Raw genomic sequence first — 20,463 nt, forward strand, 5'->3', positions numbered from 1 at the left:
ATGTTAGTTAGTTTACAGGAAAGAATATGAAATGCAGCTAAAGGAGAAAACATGGATATCATTAAACAACTAAGGGACGAACTTGACATCAGAATAGAACAGGTGGAAGCGACCGTAAAATTAATTGATGAAGGTAATACGATACCGTTTATCGCCAGATACCGGAAGGAAGTAACCGGCTCCTTAAATGACGAGATTTTAAGAAATCTTCACGAACGGCTATTATATCTTCGGAATCTGGAAGAGAAAAAAGCCAGTGTCTTATCCAGTATAGAGGAACAGGGAAAGTTAACAGAAGAATTAAGGCAGCAGATAACGGCAGCCACTACGTTAGTGGTAGTAGAAGACCTTTACCGCCCTTACCGTCCAAAGAGAAGAACCAGGGCAACCATTGCAAAGGAAAAGGGCTTAGAACCCTTAGCCAATATCATACTGTTACAGATGACAGGCAATCCACTGGAGCAGGAAGCCGCGAATTATCTGGATGCCGAAAAGGATGTCAATACGGTGGAAGAGGCTATAGCAGGTGCTATGGATATCATAGCGGAAAGCATTTCCGATGAAGCAGATTACCGTATCCATATCCGTAAGGTTACCTTCCAGGAAGGCAGCATTACCAGTACTGCCAAGGATGAGAATCTTGAGAGTGTTTACGAGATGTATTATAACTTCGAAGAAAAACTTACCAAGCTGGCAGGTCACAGGGTACTCGCCTTAAACAGGGGTGAGAATGAGAAGGTCCTAACCGTTAAGCTTACGGCACCAGAAGAGAAAATCTTACGGTACCTGGAAACCAAGATTATAACCAGAGATAATAAAGAAACAACAAAGGTCTTAAAAACGGTAATAGAAGATAGCTATAAACGTCTGATAGCCCCTGCTATCGAGCGGGAGTTAAGAAGTGATCTGACAGAAAAGGCAGAAGACAGTGCAATTAAGGTCTTTGGCAAGAACTTAGAACAGCTGCTTATGCAGCCTCCAATCGTAGGACAGGTAGTCTTAGGCTGGGATCCGGCTTTTCGTACAGGCTGTAAATTAGCAGTAGTTGACGGAACCGGAAAAGTTCTGGATACGGTAGTTATTTATCCTACCGCACCTCAGAATAAGGTGGAGGAAGCAAAAAAGACAGTCACCGCCCTCATTAAAAAGTACGGCATTACCTTAATTTCTGTAGGAAACGGTACAGCCTCCAGGGAATCGGAAATGATAATTGTAGATATGTTAAAAGAACTTCATGGTAATGTACAATATATTATCGTAAATGAAGCAGGGGCTTCCGTATATTCTGCCAGTAAGTTAGCCACAGAGGAATTCCCAAACTTTGATGTAGGACAAAGAAGTGCAGCCTCCATTGCCAGAAGACTTCAGGATCCGTTGGCGGAACTGGTTAAAATTGATCCTAAATCCATAGGTGTAGGTCAGTACCAGCATGATATGAATCAGAAGAAATTATCAGAGGCTTTAACCGGAGTAGTGGAAGACTGTGTGAATAAAGTGGGGGTGGATTTAAATACGGCTTCTGCCTCTTTACTGGAATACATTTCAGGCATTACAAAGGTGATCGCGAAAAATATAGTAACGTATCGAGAAGAAAACGGAAAATTTACCGACCGTAAACAGCTCCTTAAGGTAGCCAAATTAGGACCCAAGGCCTTTGAACAGTGTGCTGGTTTTATGAGAATTTTAGATGGAAAAAATCCACTGGATGGAACCAGTGTGCATCCGGAATCCTATGAAGCAGCCTTAAGTCTCCTTAAAAAGCTGTCTTATACCACAGAGGATATCAAAGCCGGCAGCTTGACAGAACTCGGAAAGCAGGTAAAAGACCGGGCAGCCCTTTCAAAGGAACTGGGAATCGGTGAGATTACTTTGACAGACATTATCAAGGAACTGGAAAAACCGGGCAGGGACCCTCGTGATGAGATGCCAAAACCGATTTTACGTACCGATGTATTAGAGATGAAGGACTTAACGGAAGGTATGATCTTAAAGGGAACAGTCCGCAACGTAATTGACTTTGGTGCGTTTGTTGATATCGGTGTTCATCAGGATGGTCTGGTTCACATATCGCAGCTTACCAATAAGAAATTTATCAAGCATCCCCTTGAAGTTGTCAGTGTTGGTGATATTGTTGAAGTTAAGGTTATGAGTGTGGATGTCTCTAAAAAACGGATACAGCTGACTATGATTATTTAAACCGGAGAGATTCTCTCATAGGTCGAAGTAAGTCTAAGTCTGCACTGGATTTAATCATTACTCTTTACCAGAGCATAATCCTCTGCGATATTATATAAATATTAATACAAATAAATAAATATAATAAAATCCCCATGGATCAGAAATTGATTCATGGGGATTTTTGTCTGTCAAAAACGAATTGGACAGAATAATAGATGAGGAGATACTATGCTGTAAAATCATAAATTGTCCTGATTAATTAAGCGTTTTTATGCGATGAAAAGATGGGAATTTTACAAATTTTATCTTGTTAATTAGTATTAAGTGCTTTATAATCTTAGATACTTGGTAAATATTTACTGTAAATAAATGTTGTTAAGTGAATAAAAATAAATCTGTAACCCAATGCTTATTATTCAAAGAAGAATAAATTGAAAGCTGGGTTGAATTTTTATCCTTTGATTCAGCAGTACCATAAACCAAGAACCTTTGAGCTATATAAAGATACTTTTGACATAAGGGGGTAATTTCATGAGTAAACGTATTATGCTTCCGTTTATTACCATGCTCGCACTTGTTTTAATCCTATGTACTGAGGCGGCAGCAGGAAGCTTAAATACGAAAGAGGAAGGCAGTATACCGGTAGTGTCCGGTAATCTTAGCTTAAGTAAGGATAGGGAATTAAATGAAGCGGAAAAAGTTATCTTAAATCTTCTCAATATCAATGGAAATACCCAAAATGAGACGGGGCTTGCCGGTGACTATAATATCTATACTAAAAGTCTTTATGATCATTTAGAAAAACAGGGTGTTGCCCTTACAACCTCGAAAGCTTATGAAGCTTTAAATAAAATAATGGAGTTAAAAGCCATTATTAACATAGAGCAGGAAAGTGATTTTAACAAAATGTCAGTAGACGGCAGAGAACTGGCCATTAACTTATCTAAGGAAATCTACAATATCTGCGGACTTAGCCTGACCTGTGATATCGGGGGAAACATAACACGTATAACCGATAAAGCTGGAAATTACTTATACCTGAATACAACGACTGTAGAAACTGCACAAATACATTTTAAGGCACTGTTTATTACGCTGGCAGTAATAATGATATTACTTGTTCTATGTATTATCATAGCAAGGAAAAATCAATTATTTATAAAGGACGTGAGATACGATGGATTTAAAGAAGAAGGATTTGTTCAATAAATACATATTGCTGGTGGATTTATGCTGCATCATAGCATCCTTTCTGTTAGCGACCTGGATCCGCTACGGGAAAATTACAAAAGACTGGTCAGAGAACATATACACCTGGTCCTCCTTGTTTGTGCTCATGTTATATATTACCATATTTAATCTGTATGATACTTACAGTAACCTGTTCAAACGGGGTTTTTTAGAAGAGTTCACCATTATAATAAAAATAAATTGCATCCTGGCAGTCACTTCCACTGCGGTCATGTTTATCTTTCAGGAGGGGGCTTCCTATTCCAGGTTGTTCTTTCTGTGCTTTTTCCTGCTTAATATACTGATTACCTATGTCTGCAGGCTGTATTATAAAGTATTGTTTTTAGCAGTTTATAAAAAAAGTAAATCCAATAATAAAATTATGATTGTAACCACTTCCGATCAGGCCAAAGAAGTAGTACGCCGCTTTCAAAGTGAAAACGAGTGGGAATACCAGGTTACGTATCTTACCATACTGGATAAATATATGGTAGGCCGAAAAATCGAAGGAATCGAGGTAAAAGCAGATTTTATCGATATGTATGAAATTGCCAAACAACAGGTGTTAGACGGAATATTCATTCATATACCCAGTGACTATGTACCTCAGCTGAATTTAGAGGAAACCATTCTGGAATTTGAAAATATGGGAATAACGGTTAACCTAAGTATCAACACCTTTGGCCTTAAACTCCGTGAAAAGATTGTGCAGGAAATGAGCGGCTATCACGTTTTAACCTTCAGCTCCAAATTATTTAATGCGACCCAGCTTCATTTAAAAAGGCTGGTAGATATTACAGGCGGTCTGGTGGGGTGTTTTCTTACGGTAATAATCGGTTTATTTGTAGCACCGGCCATATTAATAGAATCCCCCGGTCCGGTGTTCTTTTCACAGATACGGGTTGGAAAGAATGGAAGACGTTTCCGTATCTATAAATTCCGTTCCATGTATCTGGATGCGGAGGAGAGAAAGTTAGAACTCATGACCCAAAATGAAATGGATGGGTTCATGTTTAAACTAAAAGATGATCCCAGAATAACCAAAGTGGGTAAATTTATCAGAAAAACCAGTCTGGACGAATTTCCTCAGTTTTTTAACATCCTAAAAGGAGACATGAGTCTGGTTGGCACCAGACCACCTACGGAGGACGAATTTCTAAAATATGAAGGCAGGCATAAAAGAAGACTAGCTCTAAAATCCGGTCTTACCGGGCTTTGGCAGGTTAGCGGAAGAAGTGATATCAAGAACTTCGAAGAGGTTGTTAAGATGGATCTGGATTATATTGATAACTGGTCCCTTATGATGGATATAAAAATCCTGCTCAAAACCATATGGGTCGTAATAATAAACCGAGGATCAAGGTAGAATTGGGGGAAGGATAAGTGAATCAGTGGATTGATATTCATTGCCATATACTGCCTGCCGTAGATAATGGCTCCGTAAATATGAAACAGACGAAAAACATGCTGAAAATAGCACATGAAGAAGGCATCCATTCAATTATAGCCACGCCCCATTACGGAGTGGGGTGCAGGAACCCGGATCAGGAAGAACTAAAAAGGAAACTGGAATTGGTTCGGGAGGAAGCGAAGCAAATTGATGAGTCCTTTTGTATCGAACTTGGAAATGAACTGTATTTCAGTGATGATATCATTGAGCATCTGAGAAAGAAAAAAGCCCTGACCTTAGCCGGTACCAGGTACATATTAGTGGAATTCGCCTCAGATGAAGCGTATAACACAATAAAAACAGGTCTCCACCGGCTGCTGATATACGGGTATTTACCGGTTTTAGCTCATGTGGAGAATTATGAATGCCTGTATCAGAATTATGAAGGCATTTATGATATGATCCGTCTCGGCGTTTATATGCAGATGAACATATCCAGTATTACCGGCGGATATGCCAATCGAAGGGCGGGACACTGCAGAAAGTTAATCGAATATGAGCTGGTCCATATCCTGGGTACAGACGCCCATTCTGACTATGTCAGGGCTCCCAGAATTATGGAAGGGATAGAAGTAATACGGAAAAAGTACGGTGCTGATCTGATTCAAAAGCTATTAACGGAAAATACCAACAAGCTATTGCAGAATCAGTACATATAAAAAATAAAACACAGGGGGTCCCCATTATGCAAACAGTTAATCTGGAAAAGATAGAAAGTTATAACTTTAGAAGTACGGAAGCCTACAATGCTATAAGAACCAACATTCAGTTTTGCGGAAAAGATATTAAAATAATCTGTATTACCAGTTCAATTCCAGGGGAAGGAAAAACCGTAGTATCCTTCAGTCTTGCAACCAGTATGGCAGAGAGCGGCAAAAAGGTATTATTTATCGATGCCGACTTAAGAAAATCAATTCTCATATCCAGATTAAAAGCAGATTCTGCAGTTCTTGGACTTACTCATTACCTTTCCGGATTAAATGGATTGGAAGATGTTCTCTGCCAAACCAATATTGAAAATCTGGACCTCATATTTACCGGTCCCATACCTCCAAACCCCTCCGATTTGCTGGATAGTGAAATGTTCCGGGAGATGGTTGCATCTCTTAAGGCTTCCTATGATTATATCATTATTGATACACCGCCTCTTGGTGCGGTAATAGACAGTGCCAATGTAGCCAAATGCTGCGACGGGGTAGTCGTAGTGATTCAGGCTAACGCCATCAGTTATAAATTTGCCCAGAGAATCATTAAGCAATTGGAAAAGGGCAGCTGCAAAATACTTGGTGCAATCTTAAATAAAGTAGAATTGAAAAATAACAAGTATTATGGAAAGTATTACGGCAATTATTATAAGACTTACACGGACAAGTAACAGCTATTATTCGCTTTAGTGCAGTAAGCAGTTGTTTTATTAAGGGCAGGGGGACTTGTAGGTGAAAGGAAAGAATGAAAACATAAAGCAGCTTCGCAGGCAGGCTTGCGATATGCAATGGGAGTAAATATGCAAAGAGAAAGAACAAAAAAATCTAAAATAATCAAAATAGCGGTTTTGATAGCAGCAGGCATACTTCTGATACTTGCACTTATGGCATATTTATTTATACAAAGTTATATCCATAAACTAAATCTTGTAATAGCTACAGACAAACAGGACCCTGCGCCGGAACAGATAACCAAAACAGAAACCCTGCCTGAAGACACAGAGCCCGGAGGGACAGAGGCCACGGAGGCTCAGGTCAAAACCCTGGAAGATAAAATCAGGGAGAACATGGAAAAGAACAGTACCCCGATCCTGCAGGATAAAGATGTCTTTACTATCCTATTAATCGGAAGTGACAGCAGAACCGTGGGAGAGGACGGTCGTTCCGATGCCATGATCCTTGTCTCCATTAATAAAAAGACAAAAGCCCTGATTGCCACCTCTATCTTGCGGGACATTTACCTGTCAATCCCAGGTGTGGGTAATAACCGGGTCAATGCAGCCTATGCTTATGGCGGTGCAGACCTGTTAATGGATACCATTGAACAGAATTTAAAAATTCATGTCGATCGGTATGCCTCCATAGATTTTTATTCCTTCATGGAGGTAATCGATGCCCTTGATGGGATTACACTTACGGTGACCCAAGAGGAAATCCCGATTATTAATCGGTATATAACAAGCTTAAATAAAATTACGGGACAAAAAGAAGAGGACGGTCTGTTAAAGGAAGCTGGTACCTTAACCCTTAACGGTAAACAAGCTCTAAGTTATGCCCGCAACCGCTACATCGGCATGGATTTTGAGCGGACCGCAAGGCAGAGAAAGGTGCTGGAAAAGGTATTTGACAAAGTAAAAAAATCAAATCTAATTGAACTAAACCGTTTACTTAATATTATTTTACCCCAGGTTACCACCAATCTGACTCAGGGGGAAATATTCTCACTATTACTAAAACTGCCGGATTATAAAAACTATGATATAGCCCAGTGGAGTATTCCGGTGAAGGGTTCCTATTCCTTTTTAAGAATCCGTGGAATGGACGTTATTGATATGGACTTTGATAAAAATATAAGTGAAATTGAAAAACGGATTTTTGGTGAGGGAGAAGAGTGAAGAAAAGATCTTACCGAAGTGTTTGAGATGCTACAAAAAAGGCATCATAATGGGAAGGCTGAAAAAAGGAGTATGGCTGAAAAAAAGTAAGGCTGATAGAAAGTAATAGTAAGGAGTGAAAATGTCTGGATTTATCGATATACATAATCATCTGTTGCCGGGAGTGGATGATGGTCCAAAGAGTATAGAGCAGACCATAAATATGCTGAGGATAGCATATGCGGAGGGAACTCGGACCATTATTGCAACACCACATTATCAGGAAGACCGGTATATGGTTAATAAAGTTGTTTTGGAAGAGAAAGTACGGGAGGTTTCAAAAGCAGCTAAAAGTGCAGGAATAGAAATGGACATTTTTCTGGGGTGTGAGATTTATTATAACCATAATTGTGTGAAGCTACTTAAGGAAAAGGTTATCCCAACTATGGCAGGAACAAAATATGTATTAGTGGAGTTTATACCGGTTGCAGACAGCAGATATATAAAGAATGCCCTACAGGAGATTTTATTGGAAGGATTTTGTCCCATAGTAGCCCATATTGAGAGGTATGAAGCCTTTATTAAGGATCTGACTTTTATAGAAAATCTTCTTGATATGGGGGTGTATATGCAGGTTAATTCTATGAGTATAACTAATAGCTGGGGTAAAAAAAATAAATCGGCTACTAGAAAACTGTTACGTAACAATTTGATACAATTTGTTGCTACGGATGCCCATAATGAGTTGAAACGCATTCCTAGAATAAGGAAATGCTATAACTTTCTGAGAAAAAAATATGGTGAAGCATATGCTGATGAACTGCTTTTTGGAAATCAACAGAAACTTTTATTAGGACAAGATATATAAATTATAGTGTGGGAGAAAACAGGTGATTTGGTTTATGGATAAGAAAAAGAATAAGGATGGTATTTTTTATGAGGCTTGATTTAAATAATAAAACCATATTGATTACTGGTGTCGCTGGATTTATTGGCTCTAATCTTGCAATACGTTTAATTCATTCATCAGATAATATAAAACTTATTGGTATAGATAACATGAATGATTACTATGATATTAAATTGAAAGAAAGCAGGTTAAAAGAATTAGGCGACTTTAAAAATTTTACATTTATAAAAGGAAGTATCAGTGATAAACTCTTAATCAAAAAAATATTTGCTGATTTTATACCTGATATCGTTGTAAATCTGGCAGCCCAGGCAGGGGTCAGATATTCCATAACAAATCCGGATGTCTACATTGATTCGAATTTAATCGGATTCTTTAATATATTAGAGGCCTGCCGGCATTCCTATGATGATGGTAAGAAAGGAGTAGAGCATCTCGTATATGCTTCTAGTTCTTCCGTTTACGGTTCTAACAAAAAAATACCTTACAGTACGAATGATAGGGTAGATAATCCTGTCAGTCTTTATGCAGCCACAAAGAAATCCAACGAGCTGACAGCACATGCATATAGTAAACTGTATGGAATTCCATCCACAGGATTAAGGTTCTTTACCGTATATGGTCCTGCTGGACGACCGGACATGGCGTATTTTGGCTTTACAAATAAGATGGTAAAGGGTGAGAAGATACAAATATTTAACTATGGAAATTTGTACCGGGATTTTACTTATATTGATGATATAGTAAGTGGGATAATAAAAGTAATTCAAAAAACGCCTGAATTTACTGATGATGGCGTACCATATCATGTATATAATATAGGCAACAATAAGCCAGTTAGTTTAATGTACTTTGTAGAAACACTGGAAAACTGTCTTCTTGAGGAAGGTATTATAAGTGTTCGTCCGGAGAAAGAATTACTTCCGATGCAGCCAGGAGATGTTTACCAGACCTATGCAGATGTAGATGAGTTAATAAAGGATTTTGGGTTTAAGCCTGAAACTAGTATTGAAGAGGGACTTAGGCGGTTTGCAAAATGGTACAGGGGCTATTATATGCAAGACAGCCAAATTCAGGGGGAAAACAATGAAATCAAAAGTACATAACAGGCAGCCTAGGATTTGTTTTGTGTCTTCCTCAGGCGGGCACTGGGAACAGCTTAAGAAATTAAATCCTTTGTCAATAAAATACCAAGGTTTTTTTGTAACAGAAAAAACCCAGTTTTCAGAGCCATTAGCAAAGTATTTTATGAAACAAACAGACTTAAAAGATAAATATATGTTTTTAAAAATGTTTTGGAATTCCTTGTATGCAATAATCATATGGATAAAAGAGCGTCCGGATTTTGTTATAACGACTGGTACAATGGTAGCCTATCCATTTTATCTGATTGCGGTTCTTTTACATAAAAAGTTTATTTTTATTGAGACCTTTGGAAGAGCTGATATGCCAACTGTTGCCGGGGTAAAAATGGAAAAGCATAGTGATTTATTTATTGTTCAATGGGAATCTCAAAAAAAATATTATAAAAAAGCGGTTTATGGGGGGTGTTTATATTGATATTTGTAACCGTAGGTTCAAGAAACTATCCATTTGACCGCTTATTTATAAAGTTGGATGAATTATATGAAAAAGGATTTCTCACTGATAGTATATTTGCACAGATTGGTACTTCCACTTATAAACCTATACACTATGAATATAAAAATTTTATCTCCAATGAAGAATTTGATGAAAAGGTTAAAGAAGCTAATATTGTAGTAAGCCACGGTGCATCAGGTTCTATTATGAAGGCATTGAATGCTGGAAAACCTGTTATTACAGTTACAAGGCTTGAGAAGTATGGTGAACATATTAATGACCATCAGATACAGAATAATAAGGCATTTGCTGATAATGGGTATGTAATCCCGGTGTATGAAATGGATGAGCTTGAGACCGCATTTAAAAATATTTATGAAGAAAGTAAAACTCTTAAACCATGGGAAAACAAGGATCCAATGGCTATTGTCAATATGATTGATCACTTTATTAAGGAGAATTGGTAACATGAATGAGGTAGCTAAAGGGATTGTTATGACACCATTTAATTTGCTGTATAAGCTTTCTCCTAAAACTGAACTAAAAGTTCTTTTCAAGCTAAAGACGGGCAGAAGATTAAATCTAGTGGAGCCCAAAAGTTTTAATGAAAAAATGAATTGGTTAAAATTATATGATTCAGATTTAGCAAATCAATTAAAACCCCGGTTATGCGACAAATATATGGTACGTGAGTATGTTCAGGAAAAGATGGGTAATAGTGAAAGCGATATATTGAATGAATTATATTGGGAGGGGTTTAACCCAGAAGAGATACCTTTTAATCGTTTACCTAAGCAATTTGTCATTAAAGTTACCCATGGTTCAACCTTTAATATTATCGTTCGTGATCAGGACGAAATTGACCGTAACAAGATAGTTCAAAAATTAAAGCTATGGCTTAGTGCAAAGTTTATTCCCTGTTATGGTGAATGGTGGTACGGTATTGTAAAGCCAAGAGTTATTGTAGAAAAATATCTGGAGAATAAAGATAAAGGTGAATTGCTGGATTATAAGGTTTTTTGTTTTAATGGAGAACCAAAATTAATTGATGTACATTCTGGTAGATTTGGAAATCATAAAAGAAACGTATATGATACTAATTGGAATTTTTTAAAAGATGTTAATTTTAAATATCCTCACAGTGAAGCCATTGATAAACCCTTAGTGCTAAGTGAATTGCTTCAATGTGCAAAGATTCTGTCCCAGGATTTTATGCAAGTAAGGGTAGATTTCTTTATAGTTGATAATAAATTATATTTCAGCGAATTTACATTTGCTAATGGAGCTGGCTTTGATCCGATTACTCCATATTCCTTTGATCTTAAAATGGGGAGTTGGATAAGCCTTGATAAGGCAGGTTATTCATTATGAGTGAGCCAATAAGAGTATTACATATATTACAAAGAATGGAGGCAGCGGGTGTACAGACTTTATTAATGAATTTATACAGGAACATTGACAGGGAGAAAATACAGTTTGATTTTCTGGTACACTATAAGGAACGGCAGTTTTTTGATGATGAAATTGAGAAGCTTGGAGGAATTATTCATCGTTTATCTTTTCGGGAAGACTATAATTGTATGAAATACTATAGAGATCTGAATGATTTTTTTAGTACTCATAAAGAATATAAAATTATACATGGTCATATGCATAGCCTAGGCGCAATTTATTTTCATGTGGCACAAAAGTACAATGTACCAATCCGAATCGCACATTCTCATACAAACGCAACTCAAAATGATGCGAAAAAATATATCAAAATCTTTATGAATCATATGTATAAAAAAGATGCCACTCATTTATTTGCGTGTTCAAAGGATGCCGGATGTTATATGTTTGGTAATTCCGCTTTCAGAGTAATTAATAATGCTATTATAACAAAAAATTTCGTATTCTCTTCCGATAAAAGACTTCAGAAAAGAAAAGAACTTGGTGTTGGGAATAATATAGTTCTAGGAAATGTAGGAAGGTTTGAAATACAAAAAAATCACAAATTCCTTTTGGAAATTTTTGAATGTTATCATAAAAAACATCCGGAATCAGTATTGCTATTGATCGGTACTGGAAGCCTTTTAAATAATATTCGTGAACTAGTTAAAAAGTTGAATCTTGATGATTCAGTTAAGTTTTTAGGAAATAGAAGAGATGTAGCTGAATTGTATCAAGCAATGGATGTGTTTGTTTATCCTTCTTTGTTTGAAGGACTGGGGATTGTAGTAGTCGAGGCACAAGCCGCAGGCACACCAGTAATATGTACAGATACACTGCCGGTAGAGATACATATTTCACCCTTGCTAGAGACAGTTTCATTAAACGATAAGGTTGATACATGGGTAAAGAAGATAGAACAGGCTGAAGTGAGCAGGTATGCCCATCAGGATATGAGTCTCTATATAAAAAAAATGGGTTATGATATGGATACAGTTTCTAAAGAACTTCAAGAATTTTACTTGAGTCTATAATTTCAGCAAAAGAAAGAGGGTGAACCAATGAATAAAAAGGTTGTATTTGTTATGCCGCGGCTTGGAGGAAAAGGATGGGGTGGAGCTCATAGAGTATCTGTAATGTTAAGCAATTATTTAGCTAATAGTGGATATGATACCACAATAATAGTACGTGAAAACTCCTCCATCGATTATCCCGTAGATTCAAAAATAAGAATTATCTGCTTAGATGCAAAAGATAATTCAGCCTCGGAACGATTGAAATGCTGCTTTTCGATACGTAATATATTAAAGAATTACAAAGATGCGTATGTAATTGTATTTATATCAAGGATAGCGGTTGAAACATATCTTTCCTGTCTTTTTTTGCGAGTCAAAATTATTGGTTCAGAAAGGACAGATCCACGAAATGAACCCAAAAGAGCAGCATTTCGGTTCTTACGAGGTCTCATCTTTGGGTACATGTACAAAACAGTCTATCAGACCCCGGAGGCTATGAAGTATTTTCCAAAAAAGGCACAGAAAAACGGAAAAATTATTCCAAACCCTATATCACCTAATTTGCCGGAACGATTCAACGGAATCAGGAAAAAAGAAATTGTTACTTTTTGCCGGATAGATAAACAAAAAAATCTTCCGCTGCTTATAGATTCCTTTATTGAAGTTCATGAGAAAGTACCCGATTACATACTTAGGATATATGGAGAAGGTATTATAGAAGATGAAATTAAAGCATATATTTTAGATAAAAATGCGGATACATTTATTTTTATGGAACCATTCTCCAATGAGATACATGAAAAAGTAGTAGACTGTACTGCTTATGTCTCCTCATCAAATTATGAAGGTTTGTCTAATTCAATGCTGGAGGCTATGGCAATTGGTCTTCCAAGTATTTGCACAGACTGTCCCATTGGCGGGGCAAGAATGGTGATTAGCAATAATGAAAATGGAGTTTTGGTTCCTGTTAATGATAAAGATTCTATGGTTTCAGCAATTTTAAAGTTGATTCAAGATCCTGTGTTTGCTGATAAATTGTCGAGGAATGCTGTAAAAATACGTGATGAACTCTGTATTGACAAAATATGCAGGGAATGGGAAATGCTTTTACAATAATATAAGTTATATGAAATTGATTAGAATGTATATCTGCTAAAGTAAAAGGTCTGGATCTAAGTTTTTACACATAGAGAAAGGAGAATATTATGAAGTTTGCAACAGTAGTTGTTACATTCAACAGAAAAAATGAACTTGTACATAATATACAGTCAGTATTATCACAAACCCGTATTCCAGATATGATGTATATTATTGATAATCATGGTAGTGATGATACGAAAGGATGTTTAGAAGAGAAGGGTTTTCTGGAGTTAGATAACCTGAATTATATATATCTGGATGAAAATGTTGGAGGGGCTGGAGGTTTCCATGTTGGTACGAAGCTAGCCTATAAGGCAGGATACGATTACATATGTTTAATGGATGACGATGGGTATCCTTTTGATAAAAATACATTTGAAAACATTATTAAGTTTGCAGAAAAACTTCATGACCAAAACGAAAAGCTTTTATTAAATTCTCTGGTATTTGGAAAGGATGACATTATGTCATTCCGCTTACCAGGTGGAATAAAGACCAAAAAAGATGCCTTAGCACAGGCAAAAGATAACATGATAGCTGACCATATCAATCCTTTTAACGGGACTTTTATCTCGAAAGAGCTAGTGGCAGCAATTGGATACCCTAACAAAGATTTCTTTATAAAAGGTGATGAAGAAGATTTTACCTGGCGTGCCAGAAATGCAGGTGCATTCATAGCAACAATCACAAATTCATACTATTTCCATCCCATATTAGAAAAGAAACATATGAAAATCTTGGGAAAAGTGCGTAGAATTTCTACCGAAGCTCCTTGGAAAGAGTATTACCGGGTCAGGAATTATACATATATGTTTAAGCGAAGCAAAGAATATAAGAAGATGCTTCGGCAGCCACTACGTCAAATTGCCTGGGCTGTTATTGCGGGGCAGCAGAAGAATCTCGCAATTAAATTAATAATTCGTGGGTTTTTAGATGGATTTTTTGGAAAGCTTGGCAATACAGTAAAGCCATAGTGCTGGTAAATAATCTTTATCAGCGGATCATATTGAGTAAGAGGTATCATCATGAAAAGCGTTAGCTTAAAAAGTGTTCTTGAATATACAGTAGCTGTTTGTCTTGCTTTGGAATGCGATAGTATATGGAAATGGACAAATGGCAGTGGTTATTTTAAGTATGGTATATATTTTTTATTTACAGTTTCAATGCTTGGGCTATTAGCAATTCAGAAACTGAAAATAAACAGAAAAAATCAAGTTGTGGTTGTCGCAGTACTTAGTTATTTACTTGTATTCCTGGTGATAAACTATAATGCTGTACGGGATACATTTCAGTTTGTTTCAGTACTGCTTTTATTTTTCGTATATGCAAGTTTTACCTCAAGCAATAATATGTTATCTATAATAAAAAAATACTCTTCATTTATTGTATTCCTTGCTTGTTTATCATTAATCTTTTTTATATTTGGCTCCCTGCTTCATATAATACATACCAATACTTCTGTTATCGTATGGGTTAATAATATGCCAAGGGAAGTAGAATCTTATTGGTATCTTCATTATGAAAGACAATTTGATGATACCTTTGGGTTAAATACATTTAGAAATACTGGTATATTTGTTGAAGCTCCCAAATATTCGTTGAATCTTAGCATTGCACTGCTGTATGAGCTATTGGGCTCAAAAAGAGTTGGTAATAAGCTATCTGCCAGAGCTTGGATATTAATTATAACAATAATAACTACATTTACCACGACAGGAATTACTTTTGTTTTAGCTGTTTTGGTATTTAAAATTCTATTATCCGAGTCTAAATCAAGAATTGTTCATTTTATGAAATACCTGACATTATTGTGTATGGTATTTGCGGCTATAGGAGCAATTAATTATCTCTTTCATTTAAAGGCAGCAACAGACTCCTATGATTCACGTATTGATGATTATACAGCAGGCTTAAAGGCATGGCTTAAATATCCCCTGTTTGGTTCTGGATATATGAATATGCAGGTAATCCATAAGTATATGAGTACCTTCCGTTCAAAAAATGTCGGCTTTAGTAATTCATTATTCCGGGTACTGGCGCAGGGGGGAATATATTTATTGATTTTATATCTTTTGCCAGCATTAAAAATTATTATTAAAGGGATAAAAGAAAAACAAATAAATTTAATTATTTTTTCTGCTGCATTTATATATTTATTTGTTTCTACATCATTCCCATACAATTATATAACAGGATGCATACTGGCCTGTTTCTGGGTGAATGCTTTTAAGAAAAAGTATGAATATAGCGGAGATTTGAATAGCAAAGGTAGAATGAGGTGTAAACTTGCAGAAAATGAAGTCAGTTAAACTAAATTTTATTATGAATTCTATCCTAACAATGTCCTCCTTTATATTTCCGTTGATAACCTTTCCATACATATCGCGCATTCTGTTACCAGCAGGAACCGGAAAAGTATCTTTTGCAACGGCAGTGGTCTCCTACTTTTCCATGTTTGCACAGTTGGGAATTCCGACATATGGTATTCGTGCCTGCGCCAAAGTTCGGGATGACAAAGAGAAGCTCTCCCGCACCGTTCAGGAAATAGTATTGATTAATATTATTATGATGGTGATAATCTATGTAATGTTTTTTGCGGCAGTAGCTTGTGTACCCAGATTCAGACAGGACAAGACATTGTTTTGTATTGCCAGCGCAACCATATTTTTTAACTGTATCGGTGTAGAATGGTTATATAAGGGACTGGAGCAATATACATATATCACAATCCGTTCTATTATTTTTAAAATAATTGGGTTGATTTTCATGTTTACATTTGTACATAGGCAAAGAGATTATATCATATACGGTGCAGTCCTGGTTCTTGCCTCTGCTGGGTCTGGTATTTTGAACTTCATTAATGTCCATCGTTATATATCAATGAAGCCGGTTGGTTTATATAATCTCAAACCGCACCTGAAAGCAGTGTTCATATTTTTTGCTATGTCTGTAGCCACAACAATTTATACCAATATGGATAATGTTATGTTGGGGTTTTTATCGACTGATTCAGATGTGGGATACTACAGCGCTGCAATTAAAATAAAATGTGTATTAACTAGTATAGTGACAGCGCTGGGGAGTGTATTATTACCTCGCTCCGCCTATTATCTCGAGCAGAAAGATATTAAAAAATTTTTACATCTGAGCCAGAAAGCCTTGAATTTTGTAGTTCTAATGGCTTGTCCGCTTGGGCTGTACTTTGCAATTTTTGCACATGAGGGAATAATATTTCTTTCAGGCAATCATTATGCCAAAGCTATATTGCCAATGCAAATAATCATGCCAGTAGTACTACTAATTGGTCTCAGCAATATTATGGGGATGCAGATGCTGGTTCCTATGGGTCTGGAGAAAAAAGTCCTTTATTCAGAAATTGCAGGTTCAGCAGTTGATCTGATTATAAATCTTACCTTGATTCCAAAACTGGGCGTTGTAGGTTCTGCAGTAGCCACCTTATGTGCAGAGCTGACAGTTACGGTTATTCAATTTATAGCATTGCATGAAATTGTCATTTCGATGCTAAAGACGATACGATATGATGCAGTTATTTTAGCACTAGTACTAGGAGCTGGGGTTTCCTTTGGGTTTAAATTCTTATATTTACCGGAATTTCCAACTCTTTTTATCTCAGCGACAGTATTTTTTGGAATATATTCTACTGTGCTTTACATCTGTAAAGTACCTCTCGCGGTACAGATTAAAGATCAGGTTTGGCAAAAATTATTGGAGGTTAAAAACAAAAAAAGTGTGGATATCATAAATTTGCATTCATAGCGATAAGGAAGTCTGAGTATGGGAAAATTAATAATAGAAGATATATGGTCAGCAGCAGAAGAGTATATGCCATTAGCAGTTGTTACTGGAATTATTATATTAAGTTTATCATGTATTTTATATATTGTATACAATATAGTAATTCACAAAGAAGAAGTTATGGGGATTCGTCCGGGAAAAGTAATCCTGCTATACACTCTTTATGTTTATATTTTCATGATAATTTCCATCACTTTATTATCCAGGGAACCAGGTTCTAGGATACGTGTAAATTTAAGGTTATTCTCTACCATTACCAATGATATTTATGGTAATAGTTATGTGGTAGAAAATATTATGTTATTTCTTCCGTTAGGATTTATACTGCCTTTACTTAATAATAAGTTTAATACCTGTAGGGCATGTTTGATTATTGGTTTTTTATGTAGCTTTTTTATTGAAGGTATACAATATCTCACACAGAGGGGCTATTTTCAGACGGACGACATAATAATGAATGTAGTAGGAACCGGGCTGGGTTTTATTTTGTTAAAAATTATTTTGCAAATAAAGAATCTATTTGATTGACATCTTTAGGCTTGATTAGTTAAAAAAAGTTATATTGCAACAGATTATTGAAAAAAACAAAAATAATGGTTTAAATTAAGATTTGCTGTAAATCAATAATTACATATATTACCAAATTATGATTGTAATTGAAGTTTGGGTATTATATAATTTTCTTGCTATATAAAATCAATAACTTTAAAATATACAAAATTAAAAAAATAACATGTATTGAATAATACAAAAAATACTTAGTAAGGAGAAAAATAATGGAAACAAAAAATGAAGATATGATAGAAATGGATTTTAAAGATATTTTAAGTAGTCTGGTCCGTAAGATGTGGTTAATAGTAGTAGTGGGGTTGGTCTTCTCTGCTCTTTTAGGTTTTTTTAATCTGTATTTCACAACGCCGCTATATACTTCAACCTCCAAAATATATGTAATCAACCGTCAGGATGAATCCAAAATCACCTACTCCGACTTACAAACTGGAACTCAGATCACCCAGGATTATATGATATTAGTAACCAGCCGTCCGGTTTTAGAAGCAGTAATAAAAACCTCAGGTGTAAACATTACGCCGGAGGAACTATCAGGAAAGATCTCCATAATCAACCCCGAAGGCACAAGAATCCTGGAAATCAGCGTAACCGATTCTGACGCCGCCAGAGCCAAGAAACTGGTGGATGCCGTAGCGGATATCTCAGCCGAACAACTGGTAAACATAATGGAAATAGAAAAAGTAAATGTAGTGGAATATGGTATTGTACCAGGTTCCCCCACCGGACAGAACATTACCCGCAGTTTTATGGTAGGCGGATTATTAGGTGCAGTCATAACTGCTGTTATTATAATCGTAATACATATGTTAAATGATAATCTTAAAACGGCAGATGATATAGAGCATTATCTCGGAATTACCACACTGGGGATGATACCCATGGAGGAAGCCTTAAACATCAGAGGCCGCAGACTCAGAAGAATAAGAAGAAAAATGGCGTTGGCCTCAGCACGGGTGCGCTTGGGAGGATATTAATAAATTCTATAAAATTACCATACATCAATGTAAATAATTTATATACGGAGGAAAACCATGAAGATTAAACCAGGATTTTTTCTACGGGAGATAGCAGATACATGGGTAGTAGTTCCAATCGGTCAAAGAGTAGTGGAATTCAACGGGCTTATGAGCCTTAGTGAAAGTGGTGCACTGCTTTGGAAGCGATTGGAGGACCCGGTAGAGAAGGAAGAAGAATTAGTAAAACTCTTAGAAGAGAATTATAAGGTGGATACCAGTACCGCAGCCGCAGATGTCAAAGAATTCTTAAATCATATCATGCAGAAAGGATTTATGGAACAATGAGTATGACCTGGGAGCAATTAGGCGGGATCTTAGACCGGAAAACAATGGTGAAACGGATACCTCTGATTGGAGAATTCGAGTTAACTGCCCGTTGTAATCTAAGATGTAAAATGTGCTATATCTGCCGCAATACAAACGAGAAAGAAGTGATAGAGAAAGAGCGTTCCGTTACAGAGTGGATCAGGCTTGCCGAAGAAGCCAGAGATCAGGGGATGCTTTTTTTATTACTCACAGGCGGAGAAGTATTCCTAAGAAATGACTTTAAAACCCTTTATGAAGAACTATCCATGATGGGATTTCACATAACTATATTTACCAATGGGACTTTGATAACCCCGGCAGTTGCTGACTGGCTCGGCAGCAGGATGCCGTCCCAGATGGAGGTAACCTTATATGGTGCTTCTCCCGAGACCTATGACCGGGTCTGCGGGGATTATAGTGGTTTTAAACGGGCAATGAAAGGCATAGAATTACTAAAGGCTCAGGGCATTAACTTACAGCTTAGGACCACCATTGTAAAAGAAAATATAGGAGACTATGAATACATGGAGGATATTGCCAAGACCTTTGGTTCCTCATTAGGTATCGTAAATTACATATCGCCAAGGCGTGAGGGAAATTTGACAAGCCCGGAGACAGAACGGTTATCCCCTGTTGAGCTGGCTGAATTTGAAAACAGAGTTAATGAAAATAGTCTAGTATCCGGTTTGGCAGATCAATACACTATAGAACAGTTTAAGGAAAGTATCCCCCAAGGCTTATTGGAAAAAATGGGACTAAAAGATGCCTTTCCCTGCAGTGCCGGAAAGAATTCCTTTTGGGTTACCTGGGACGGGAAAATGATTCCTTGTTCCTTAATGGATAAGGTTCATACCTACCCTTTTGAACAGGGATTTTTGAGGGCTTGGAAAGACCTAAAAACACAATGCGACCGTGTTCCTGTGTGCAAAAGCTGCAGCAAGTGTTCCTTACAGGATTATTGTACCTCCTGCCCGGCTAGTTTAATGAATGAAACGGGAAGTTTTATGAAACCGTCATCATATTTATGCGAACTTGCACAAGAGAGAAAGAACCATGATTACGAAAGAAGGTTAATTCAAAACAGGAGCTAAAAGTGCGAATGAATAGCATATTCACGCGGAAAGTACTTCGTACTCTAGTGTTTGAGATGCTGCAGAGGCAGCATCATTACGGAAAGGTTGAAAGAAAATATAAAAAAGAAAGGATGCCACGATGCGATTCTTTCAACCTGTGAAATTTGT

At 36.7% G+C, this 20,463-nt stretch carries 20 protein-coding genes; all 20 read left to right on the forward strand.

The window, feature by feature from the left end; translation table 11 throughout:
- The first annotated feature begins 51 nt into the window (after window positions 1-51).
- Window positions 52-2,196 carry a Tex family protein gene (locus tag QA584_RS01960; protein WP_278272844.1) on the forward strand — a complete coding sequence of 715 codons (2,145 nt, stop codon included), beginning with the start codon at window positions 52-54 and terminating at the stop codon, window positions 2,194-2,196.
- 513 nt (window positions 2,197-2,709) lie between these two features.
- Entirely contained in the window at window positions 2,710-3,387 is a 678-nt protein-coding gene (locus QA584_RS01965) for a hypothetical protein (RefSeq protein WP_278272845.1), read from the forward strand.
- Complete coding sequence (locus tag QA584_RS01970; protein ID WP_278272846.1) at window positions 3,356-4,774, forward strand: sugar transferase; 1,419 nt, start codon at window positions 3,356-3,358, stop codon at window positions 4,772-4,774. The genes QA584_RS01965 and QA584_RS01970 overlap by 32 nt, the downstream gene beginning before the upstream one ends.
- Window positions 4,775-4,791: 17 nt before the next feature.
- The gene (locus QA584_RS01975) at window positions 4,792-5,517 is read left to right on the forward strand and encodes a CpsB/CapC family capsule biosynthesis tyrosine phosphatase (protein ID WP_278272847.1); all 726 of its coding nucleotides are present in this window, start codon (window positions 4,792-4,794) and stop codon (window positions 5,515-5,517) included.
- A gap of 26 nt (window positions 5,518-5,543) precedes the next feature.
- Window positions 5,544-6,233, forward strand: a complete 690-nt coding sequence (locus tag QA584_RS01980; RefSeq protein ID WP_278272848.1) for a CpsD/CapB family tyrosine-protein kinase — start codon at window positions 5,544-5,546, stop codon at window positions 6,231-6,233.
- A 129-nt stretch (window positions 6,234-6,362) separates the two neighbouring features.
- Window positions 6,363-7,457, forward strand: a complete 1,095-nt coding sequence (locus tag QA584_RS01985; RefSeq protein ID WP_278272849.1) for an LCP family protein — start codon at window positions 6,363-6,365, stop codon at window positions 7,455-7,457.
- A gap of 121 nt (window positions 7,458-7,578) precedes the next feature.
- Window positions 7,579-8,304 carry a CpsB/CapC family capsule biosynthesis tyrosine phosphatase gene (locus QA584_RS01990; protein WP_278272850.1) on the forward strand — a complete coding sequence of 242 codons (726 nt, stop codon included), beginning with the start codon at window positions 7,579-7,581 and terminating at the stop codon, window positions 8,302-8,304.
- Window positions 8,305-8,372: 68 nt separating this feature from the next.
- Complete coding sequence (locus tag QA584_RS01995; RefSeq protein ID WP_278272851.1) at window positions 8,373-9,452, forward strand: NAD-dependent epimerase/dehydratase family protein; 1,080 nt, start codon at window positions 8,373-8,375, stop codon at window positions 9,450-9,452.
- Window positions 9,433-9,906 carry a PssD/Cps14F family polysaccharide biosynthesis glycosyltransferase gene (gene pssD / locus QA584_RS02000; RefSeq protein WP_278272852.1) on the forward strand — a complete coding sequence of 158 codons (474 nt, stop codon included), beginning with the start codon at window positions 9,433-9,435 and terminating at the stop codon, window positions 9,904-9,906. Before QA584_RS01995 ends, pssD begins: the two co-directional genes overlap by 20 nt.
- A complete protein-coding gene (locus QA584_RS02005; protein WP_278272853.1) occupies window positions 9,894-10,394 on the forward strand; it encodes a glycosyltransferase in 501 nt (166 codons plus the stop codon). The genes pssD and QA584_RS02005 overlap by 13 nt, the downstream gene beginning before the upstream one ends.
- Before the next feature lies 1 nt (window position 10,395).
- Window positions 10,396-11,298: an ATP-grasp fold amidoligase family protein gene (locus QA584_RS02010; RefSeq protein ID WP_278272854.1), complete on the forward strand. Its 903-nt coding sequence runs from the start codon at window positions 10,396-10,398 to the stop codon at window positions 11,296-11,298.
- Window positions 11,295-12,392 (forward strand): glycosyltransferase family 1 protein, encoded by a 1,098-nt coding sequence (locus QA584_RS02015; RefSeq protein WP_278272855.1) that lies wholly within the window; start codon window positions 11,295-11,297, stop codon window positions 12,390-12,392. The genes QA584_RS02010 and QA584_RS02015 overlap by 4 nt, the downstream gene beginning before the upstream one ends.
- Before the next feature lie 27 nt (window positions 12,393-12,419).
- On the forward strand, window positions 12,420-13,490 hold the full coding sequence (locus QA584_RS02020; RefSeq protein WP_278272856.1) for a glycosyltransferase: 1,071 nt from the start codon (window positions 12,420-12,422) through the stop codon (window positions 13,488-13,490).
- Window positions 13,491-13,579: 89 nt separating this feature from the next.
- On the forward strand, window positions 13,580-14,488 hold the full coding sequence (locus tag QA584_RS02025; protein WP_278272857.1) for a glycosyltransferase: 909 nt from the start codon (window positions 13,580-13,582) through the stop codon (window positions 14,486-14,488).
- 51 nt (window positions 14,489-14,539) lie between these two features.
- Window positions 14,540-15,823, forward strand: coding sequence for an O-antigen ligase family protein (locus tag QA584_RS02030; RefSeq protein ID WP_278272858.1), 1,284 nt, complete (start codon window positions 14,540-14,542; stop codon window positions 15,821-15,823).
- Window positions 15,810-17,291: a flippase gene (locus tag QA584_RS02035; protein WP_278275100.1), complete on the forward strand. Its 1,482-nt coding sequence runs from the start codon at window positions 15,810-15,812 to the stop codon at window positions 17,289-17,291. Before QA584_RS02030 ends, QA584_RS02035 begins: the two co-directional genes overlap by 14 nt.
- An 18-nt stretch (window positions 17,292-17,309) precedes the next feature.
- Entirely contained in the window at window positions 17,310-17,858 is a 549-nt protein-coding gene (locus QA584_RS02040; RefSeq protein WP_278272859.1) for a VanZ family protein, read from the forward strand.
- A 248-nt stretch (window positions 17,859-18,106) separates the two neighbouring features.
- Window positions 18,107-18,874, forward strand: a complete 768-nt coding sequence (locus tag QA584_RS02045; RefSeq protein WP_278272861.1) for a YveK family protein — start codon at window positions 18,107-18,109, stop codon at window positions 18,872-18,874.
- A 57-nt stretch (window positions 18,875-18,931) separates the two neighbouring features.
- The gene (locus QA584_RS02050; RefSeq protein ID WP_278272862.1) at window positions 18,932-19,201 is read left to right on the forward strand and encodes a PqqD family protein; all 270 of its coding nucleotides are present in this window, start codon (window positions 18,932-18,934) and stop codon (window positions 19,199-19,201) included.
- A complete protein-coding gene (locus QA584_RS02055; RefSeq protein ID WP_278272863.1) occupies window positions 19,198-20,313 on the forward strand; it encodes a radical SAM protein in 1,116 nt (371 codons plus the stop codon). The genes QA584_RS02050 and QA584_RS02055 overlap by 4 nt, the downstream gene beginning before the upstream one ends.
- The last annotated feature ends 150 nt before the right edge of the window (window positions 20,314-20,463 follow it).

Source organism: Anaerocolumna sp. AGMB13025 (genome assembly GCF_029689925.1).
GTDB lineage: Bacteria > Bacillota > Clostridia > Lachnospirales > Lachnospiraceae > Anaerocolumna.